General features: G+C 57.6%; 3 protein-coding genes and 1 pseudogene. All 4 read left to right on the top strand.

The features are described 5' to 3' along the window. Positions 1-981, top strand: a pseudogene (locus C474_RS13825) (VirB4 family type IV secretion system protein); the annotation flags it as partial. Further along, positions 974-4,783 carry an ATP-binding protein gene (locus C474_RS13820; protein ID WP_049917004.1) on the top strand — a complete coding sequence of 1,270 codons (3,810 nt, stop codon included), beginning with the start codon at positions 974-976 and terminating at the stop codon, positions 4,781-4,783. The pseudogene C474_RS13825 and the gene C474_RS13820, both read left to right, overlap by 8 nt. After that, positions 4,780-5,664, top strand: a complete 885-nt coding sequence (locus tag C474_RS13815; protein WP_008387832.1) for a bifunctional DNA primase/polymerase — start codon at positions 4,780-4,782, stop codon at positions 5,662-5,664. The genes C474_RS13820 and C474_RS13815 overlap by 4 nt, the downstream gene beginning before the upstream one ends. Further along, positions 5,661-7,187, top strand: coding sequence for a primase-associated protein (locus C474_RS13810; protein ID WP_008387831.1), 1,527 nt, complete (start codon positions 5,661-5,663; stop codon positions 7,185-7,187). The genes C474_RS13815 and C474_RS13810 overlap by 4 nt, the downstream gene beginning before the upstream one ends. Positions 7,188-7,321 lie beyond the last annotated feature (134 nt).

The raw sequence follows: 7,321 nt of genomic DNA, 5'->3' as shown, positions 1-7,321 counted from the left end.
TTCGCACTGCGTGGTATCTCGCTCGGGGATCGTCGGACGACACTCGAACTCGGACTCAAACGCGCCTACATGCGTAATAGTATCTCCGACGACATCTCGACGCACAGTAACCCAAGCCCGACGATTCGAGACATGATGGACGTCTTCGAGGACATGGTCGACGAGCCAGAGGAGTTCGTCGTTCGGTCTGACGAAGAGGCCGGGAAGATCCGCGAGGATGCGACGTGGCTGCTCGACCAGCTCCGTCCCTTCGAGGAGGAAGGCCGCCACGCGAATCTCGGCAAACCCTCGGAGTTCGACATCCGCGACGAGAAGGTCATCTACCTCGACCTTGCCCAGCAGGAGGGCAGCGTCGACAGTAGTACGGCGCTGACGATGCAGTTGCTCATTTCGCTCGTATACGAACGGGCGAAAGAGACTGACAAAGAGGTCGTATTCGTCATCGACGAGGCTCGGTACATCATGCAGGACGCCGCGAGTCTGGCGTTCCTCGAAACGGTGTTCCGGCACCACCGCCACCACGACCTCTCGATCCGCCTCGTCACCCAGACGGTCGATGAGTTCTTCGAACATGCCGAATCTGAGGCAATCCTCGACCAGTGTGCTGTCAAGCAGTTCCATCGCCTGGATGGGATGGACGAGGAGTGGGCCGAGGAGTTCGGGCTGAATTACGCACAGATGCGCTACGTACAGGACGCGGTGCCCGGCAACGAGGACGCCGGGTTCTCCGAGGCGCTCGTCGGCGTTGACGGCGAGTGGCGCGGGATCAAGGTGCAGGCAATGTCCAAGGAAAAGCAAGTTATCGATTTCGACCCGGCTGAGCAGACACGAGAAACACTTCCCGGTGCTGACGAGGAGGCAGCCGATACGGACGTGCAGCAGTTCCGTGAGGAACTCGAACAGCAGGCTGCGAACGGAGAGTCACAGGCAGTCACTGCGAAACCTGATGGTGGATCGGTGGAGGTGGACGAGGATGCGTGAGTATCTCCGCGTCACGCCGACGTCCGAACAGCTCGACTCTGCGGGAATCTCGCGTGTTCTCGCCAGTCTTCACAAGCTCACGAATACCGGATCGGAAAGCCTCACAGAGAAGCTGAACCCGTTCCACAGTGAAACACCGCCCCGGTTTGAATTCCTTGCCCTGAGCGATGGAACAGACGAGCCAGTCGAGTTCTACTACGGCGTCGACGAACATCTCGACACCTTCGAGAAGCGCCTCCGCTCGATTTACCCAGCCACATTCGATATCGAACGCGTTGACGTTGATGTCGCCGCTCGGCTCATCCAGCCAGTCGAACTCACACGAGAGGAATTCATCGACCAGTACGAAGCAGGGCAACTACAGTACGAATTTGGTCCCGAGGAGCAGCACAACCTCGACGATGAAGACCAGACAGAAACGACGGAAACGTCCCCCCTCTCTACTGGCGATACAACGGACCAGAGAGCCACGAATCATCTCATTGAGACAGAAAACACTGCACTCGAACTCGCACCACCGAGTGCAGTTCCCGAAGAGGAACCACTGACGACACTCGAAAAGCCAACCGAGACGACGGAGGGAACGATACTCGCTCGGCCAACTACTGACACTGTCTCGCCAGTTGGTGTTCGCTGGTCCGGTTCAGCCACCCGAAAGAAGGACTGGATGACGTCGCTGACGCCCTTCGCGTCCAGTGATGACGACGACGCAGTAACTGCTGTCGACCAGCCCGGCGCGGCGCTAGCCTCACTCGTCGACTATCTGATGGAGGCAGCGTCGCCTGTGGCGTTCCAAGTTGTGTTCCAGCGGCGAGCACCCTGGCAGGCCGACGCTGAAGTTCGCAGAGAGGACCTTCTCGATGGACGGGATACCTTCATCCAAGAACTCATTGGCTCATTCTTCGCGGTCGAAGAGCAACAGAACAGTCGCGAGGAGACACAGCTCCCCGAGTCAGTCGCAAAGCGGATCGAATACATCGACGCGAAGAACCACAACCGGTCGTTTACCGCAAACATTCGAGCAGTGGGCGTCCCAGCTGACAGTGCATCCCGCGACGAACTTGCAGCGCAGATGGATTCACTTCGGCCCGTGTTTGACCCGATAGACGGCCCCTATTACGAGGTCACGGGCGAACGACTCCGTGCTGAGGGCTTTCGAGAACAGACGAAGGAGAAGAACGCTCGAACGGCCCTTCAGCAGCTACTTGACCGCGAGATTGCGGTCGGCCGAGGGAAGACCCGACCCGATTTCGTCCTCAGTGGGGCGGAACTCGCGAACTTCGTTCTCGTCCCATCGTCCGAACAACTCACGGTCGAGGGAACACGCGGGACTCGCGCTGAACAACAGAGCCGTAATCCGCTCGCGTGTCCGAATCCCGACTTAATTCAGCAGTTCCAGGAGGGGATGGCGATCGGGTATGCACTCGATGAGAATGGCTCACCCCAACCGGACCCGATTCGGATTCCACCGAAGCTCTTGACGACGCATTACGGTCGGTTTGCCTCGACCGGGGCCGGGAAATCGAAAGCGGTCATCAACGACGGGCTGTCCCTGCGAGAGACAACAGGCGGCCCCGTCGTCATCGTCGATCGGAAAGGCGACGGGATGTGTGCAAACTACCTTCGCTGCCACTACGAGCATTTCAGCGGGTTAGACGACGTCTATCAGTTCCGCGTCCCAGAGACGCTCCCTGCGTTCTCTTTCTTCGATATTCGGCCTGCGCTCGAAGCCGGGCGGAACCGCACGGACGCGATTCAGGACAAGGTTGACCATTTTCACGCCATTCTACGGATGATTCTGGGCCGCGAAAAGTACGAACAGGCCTTCGTCGCCAATGAGATCACTAGCTACCTCATCAAAGCGCTGTTCGACGAGGAGTATGGCAGCGACGTCTTCGGTCTTAATGACCTCTTTGCGGCAGCACACCGGATGCACGGGGAACGAACGATCCCGCCGGTGTCGGCAGACAACAGACACGTCGAGGAATCGCTCACGCGGCACTTCGCAAAGGACGACCAGCAGTTCCAGAAATCGATGAACGCTGTCGGGCACCGCCTCGATACACTCCGGGAGGATGACAATCTCCGCCCCATCTTCAACCACACCCCCGAACAGAATGAGGATGGCGAATACGTCGACAGTCGCTTCGACTTCCGCGAGTTCCTCGACAAAGACGTCACAATTCTGTTCGATCTCGGTGACCTCCGCCCGGAAGCCCAGCAGGCCATCACACTCCTGCTATTGAGTAATCTCTGGGATGCGGTGCAGGTGCGGCGGCGTGATGGACAGACCGATTACGAGAAGCTGACGAACCTCATCATCGAGGAGGCGGCACCCATCGCCGCAACGAAACTCGTCTCTGAGCAGTTGCTTCCACAAGGGCGGTCGTTCGGTCTGAGCATGGGGCTGGTGATGCAGTTCCCCGGGCAGGTCCGAAATCGGAGCGAGCGAGCCTACCATGAGGTGCTGAACAACATCAAGACGAAGCTCATCGGGAACATCGCGATTGAACGCGAGCTTATTGAGTCGCTGGCCCACGAAGACCTGAGTCCGACTGACCTCCGCAACCGGATAAACATGCTCCCGAGTGGCGAGTACATCGTGCACTCGGCAAACCCATCGTTCGGAGAGACTGGACCCGCTCCGTTCTCGGTGAAGCCACTGGCGATAGCACCAGGACATCCAGAAAGCGACGAGCCGCTCTCTGTCGAACAGGAGGACCACTTCGAGACCGTGGCCCTCCCACGACTGTCGGAGCGAACACAGGCCAAGTACGGGCTCACCAGCAGTCAGGACACAACCTCCCCATCCGAGGAGGAGAGCTGGGGAAGTGAATCTACAGACACGACAGACGGATTGACAGAACAGACCGATTCCCACGATTCGACGCAATCATCGTTCCTTGGAGAGATGTCCACAGACGCAACGTCTAACCCAGAGGACGAAACGGAGGTTTCTGACGCCACCGATCGGCCGTTTGGAAGCGAGCCCACAGCAGACCAAGATACAGAGTCGATGAGTGAGACAGACTCGTCAGTACAAACCGAAAATGGATCAACTCCGGTGGAAGCGGGCGGAGTGACTGTTCCGGATGAAGAACTCAGACGGCGTGGGCTCAGCCGCGACGATATTCGGTTCCTGAACTGCGTCCTTGATGTGATGAACGGTGATTCTTCAGAGTACACGCTCTTGGACACGATGACCTCGTTCAGAGAGCAGTTCGATGACGTGGATGTCCAGCGGCTCATCGATCAGAATCTACTGGAAGAAGCACCGGCCTGCCGACGGAAGTACTACACTGTGCTCCCTGCAGGGCGCGAATTACTCGGTCAAAAGCTCGCGGTCGGGCCGGGGCAGGGGGACATCGGAGAGAAAACCCCGCACAAAGTCGGTGTCAAGCTCCTCGAACAATGGCTCCAGAATCAGGATGATGTTGCACGCGTCGCGACCTACTACGAATACGACGAGGAGACGGTCTTCGACGTCGCTGCCTTCAACGCTGATAGCGAGTTGGTGTGGGTCGGTGAGGCGGAACTGCCGAGCAACAATAGACACGCTCCAGTTGAGGACTACGACAAGCTAAGCGACGTTGATGCGAGCGCTGTCTGGGCGTTCAACAAGCGAGAGACTGCAGTAGAGGTTCTCGACCGACTTGCCGAGGCTGACCGGATCGAAAGCAGTGTGAGCGGGCGTGCAGCCCGATCATTCGCAGATATTCGAGATACAGTCGAGAGCTTCGATGCAGCGGGCCTAACGACGCTTCGGGGCTTCCACACCCTTGATGGAGAATTCAATTCATGACGTGGCGACAGGCTACTCGCGAGGAGATCTACGCCTACTACGCCGACGAGTTTCCCTCGTACGTCGATCAGATGCCATCGTTCATCACACCAGCTGGCCCGAAACAGTACGCCCTCGCGTTTCGAGAGTCTCATCCCGTGCGGAAAGATGAGGTCCCTGCAAAGGACTTCATTCGCCGAGATACACGACAGACGAACGCATCGGGTGAACATACTCACTGCGAATTCGATGAGTTCGAGGACATCGTGGAGTTCATTCGCTACCCAGCCCAGAATGACCCCCTTGGACGAAGTACGTTCGCGCTCGCTGATCCTGCTCTTCTCGATAAGCCCAATCCGTGCCCCGACGCCGTCTACTACGCGCTTGATCACTGGGAGCGCCCGTGGATACTCCTCGTGGATATCGACGCGAAAACGATTGCTCGGGAGCGGGCAGAACGAGTGATAGCGGACGACGTCGATAATCGAGATACCGAGGGTTTCCTTGATGCAGCCGGGATTCGAGAGGCGCCACCAACCGGATATCCCTACGCATTCGAGGACGTCGACCGTGCTATCGAGTACGGGTTCGAGGTACGGGATATCTTCGAGAATGATTTTGACGCTGAGGAGACGATGGTGATGTACAGCGGACAGGGCGTCCACGTCTACCTGCTTGACACCGACTTGGCCCATCGGTACGATACCAAGAGTCGCGAGGTGCTGAACGACCTCTTGTTGGACACCTATGGCATTCCAATTGATCCGGTGGTGACCGCCGACCGCCGGCGCGTTGCCCGCCTCCCATACTCATTGCACGCTGACGTCTGCAGTATTGTTCAGCCAATTGACAGTCCGAACTTCGACGTTCGGACGGCGACACCTGAATTCATCGACTCATGAGTACTCCTACCCCAGTTGACGACGAGCGCACCGCGTATCGAGTTGCTGCCCTCCCACTCGAGTACGGGTCAACACGCATCAACCAGCTGTTTACGCGTGGTTACAACCGTTACATCGTCGACGGCGAAGACCAGCCCGACGATCTGTTGGACGATCTCGAACGGTTCGGAACGGCCGCGTTCAAAGAGAACGTCCGGACCAACGCTGCTGATGAGCCCTTCGTCGACGAACCAGGGACGCTTGCCGTGCTCGCCACACTAGCTGCCATCTGCGTCAAGGCACACCCGAAGTTCGAGCACGCCCCACCGCGGAAGATCCAAGTCCTCTACAGCATTCGAGAGCTGTACGTCAACAATCTGGCGTCACTCCTCCGAGAGTTCGGCGATGCTACCCTCCAGCAAGATATCGCTGAGGTGCTGTACGCGAAGGACACCAGCGGGGAGAGTCCCCACCCCGGTCGCGTCTGTACAGGCATTACGGAGATGCCTGAGTTCGGGGGTGGGTTGTACCTCGAAATCCCCATGGTTGCTGCCTCCCGGAACTGTCTCGTCTACGACGCGGACAGACGTGATGCAGGAACGGAGGATGACAGAGAAATCCTGACGCGAGTAAAGGATAACCGGCTGTACGTTCCTGCCGGTGACTTCGATGAGAAGTATCACGCCTATGCGGAGCGGGCATTCAAGAAGCTTCTTCGTGTCCAAGAGGACGGCCTCTCCGAAGACCAGCAGGTGTGGTTGACGACGAACGAGTCAGCAATCACTGATCGGATCAACCGCTTCATAGAGACAGGGCATCACGAGCGTATTTGGCGAAACTGGGACCAAGGCGAACGAACGATTCGTGTCCTACGGCGGGCGATCAGCGAGTCAGCCGACGATGTCGTCCAGCAGGATGAGTTCCATACGGCAAAAGAACTCTACAGTGCAGTCACAGCGTACGATACAGAAAACAACTGGGAGGCCTCGATTACGGACTGGATTTCGAGCCCGAGTAGCCTAGCGAAGACGCTTGCAAACCATCAGTCACATTCGGCGGTCACCATCAAGCGGGATGGGCGCGTCAATCAATATCGAATCGGCCACCCAGGCACCGGATCGACGCAAATCGATGTTGACGCTATCGAGGACCTGTTTGAGTTGCCCTGCATGGCAAACATGGAGGAACGCCTTCACGAGAAGAAACCCATCCGGAAGGACCTCTACAACTTCGCTCGGATGGTGATGTGGTTACCCCAGTATCAGAACAGTAGCCTTGACGAAATCGTCGCGGACCTCAAAGACGTCTTCTCGCGCTGGCCATGGTACGACGAGCAGGTCACGGACTACCAAATCCGCTATGAATTCACGAATACGATCGACGGGAATACGCCGCTCCCAATGAACTGCGACAATGACGATATGCAGCGCTACTGTATCGGGAAGGACCAGTGTCCCTACTCGATCTGGGGGAGTCTTCCCTTCCCGGATGAGATGTACAATCAAGTGGATGAACACGGCAGTGGTCGCACCGAGCAGTTCTAACGAACGCAGATATATCTCCTATCGTATGGGTTATTTGACACGGGCTGAACGCCCGACTAGCACTCCCGTCGGGCACATTTCAGCCGCTAACACCCTCGATATCGCGGTATTCGGTGTGTTCTAGAGGGCTATTC

The sequence above is a fragment of the Halogeometricum pallidum JCM 14848 genome (genome assembly GCF_000337095.1).
GTDB classification, from domain to species: Archaea; Halobacteriota; Halobacteria; order Halobacteriales; family Haloferacaceae; genus Halogeometricum; species Halogeometricum pallidum.
Note: the sequence above shows the minus strand (reverse complement) of the source record. Positions and strands in the feature narration are given on the sequence as shown.